The sequence below is a fragment of the Nakamurella sp. genome, assembly GCF_048594475.1.
GTDB lineage: Bacteria > Actinomycetota > Actinomycetes > Mycobacteriales > Nakamurellaceae > Nakamurella.
The window spans coordinates 1-1,603 of record NZ_JBMDXT010000002.1; the positions used below are offsets into that span (position 1 = coordinate 1).

Sequence of the window (1,603 nt, forward strand, 5' to 3'; positions counted from 1 at the left end):
GAGGTGATCCCCCCGGAGGCGGTCGCCGCCCCGGAGCCGACGGAGAAGGGCACGAGGCCGGACACCGGATGGCCATCGGCCGAGACGACCCGGTAGCCGACCTTCCAGGCCACCGCGCCGACGGTTCCACCGGCCGTCCCGGAGGCAGTCCCGGAGCCAGTCCCGCCATCCGTCGGCCAGGTCACCCCGGTCAGGTCGGCGGTGACGGTCGGACCGTCGACCACCGGGGTCACCTCGATCGGGTCGTGGTCGCCGACGGTGATCGCGATCTTCGGCTGGAAGTCGCGGATCTGTTCGTTGAACACCAGCTCGATCCGGGTCGGCGCCGTCGCGAGCACGCTGTCGGCGGCCGGCGAGCTGGAGATCAGCGTGCTGTGCGCCCAGGCGGCCGGCGCGGCCGCGATCGACAGGGCGATCGACACGGCGATCGACACCGCGGCCGGCACCATCACGACCGCCAGCCCGGACACGACGGACAGGACAGCGGCGCGCGCCCGAGGGCGCGGGCGGCCGGCTGGTGGCGTCATGCGAACATCCCCTCTCCGACGAAGCCGCCGGCCGCGAACCCCGGCGGCACGGCGAACACGGCCGACCCGATCGGGGTCGTCCACTGGTTGAGCAGATCGCCGGCGGCCAGCCGGCGCTGCATCGGCACGAACTGGGCCGCGATGTCGGCCTGGTAGGCGCAGAACAGCAGGCCGAGGTCGCTGCCGCCGTCGGCGCCGGGCGAGTCGTCGTAGTTGTAGGGGCGGCGCAGGATCTGCAGGGCCGGCCCGTCGCCGCGGGCCACCCGCAGGTGCGCGAAATCCGCGATCGCGGGCAGCCCGGTGGCGTCCCGGGCGGTCAGGTCGGGTTCGTCGTGCTCGGCCGTGCCGGTGAGCGGGGCCCCGTCGGACAGCCGCCGCCCGATGGTCGCCTCCATCGCCGACGGATCGAGCTCGTCCCAGGTGTCCAGCTCCATCCGGATCCGGCGCAGCACCAGGAACGTGCCGCCCGCGAACCAGCCGCCGCCGGCGGTCCAGACCAACCGGTCGAGGTCGGCGTCCGCGGTCGGGTTGACCGTGCCGTCGACCTGACCCATCAGGTTGCGCGGGGTGGCCCCGTCCGGCCGGAGCGGCAGGAACCCGCGCTGCGTCCACCGGGCGACGGCGAACGCCCGGGTGTCCTTGAACAGCATGCGCTGGGCGTGGGCGACCACCATCGCGTCGTCCGCGCAGATCTGCAGCAGCAGGTCGGCGGGACCGTAGGCGGGGTCGAGCCGATCGATCTCACCGAAGGCGGGCAGATCGGTGAACCCCGCCGGACGGGCCGCGGCCAGCCCGACCTTGTCGAACAGGGCCGGCCCGAACCCGACCGTGATGGTCAGGCGGGCCGGCGCCGCGGCCAGCTCGGGGGCGGTGTCGGCCAGGGCCGCGGTCCCGGTCGTCATCCGCGCGATGTCGTCGCTGAGCAGCCGCAGCAGCCGGCGCAGGGCCGCCGCGTCGACCTCGGGTCGCAGGTCGAACGCGCAGAACGCGGCGTACGACTGGGCCGGCGTCCGGACCCCGGCCTGGTGCGGGCCGGCGTACGGGACGGTGGCCGCCGCGGACGCGGCCACCGGGTC

At 75.0% G+C, this 1,603-nt stretch carries 2 protein-coding genes; both read right to left on the reverse strand.

Annotated elements, in window-relative coordinates; all coding sequences use genetic code 11:
- A partial coding sequence (locus ACOJUF_RS00035) for a copper resistance CopC family protein (protein ID WP_420119814.1) occupies positions 1-470 on the reverse strand: 470 nt, incomplete at its 3' end.
- A 53-nt stretch (positions 471-523) separates the two neighbouring features.
- Positions 524-1,603 (reverse strand): Dyp-type peroxidase (locus ACOJUF_RS00040; RefSeq protein WP_420119815.1); only part of this gene is annotated, 1,080 nt, incomplete at its 5' end.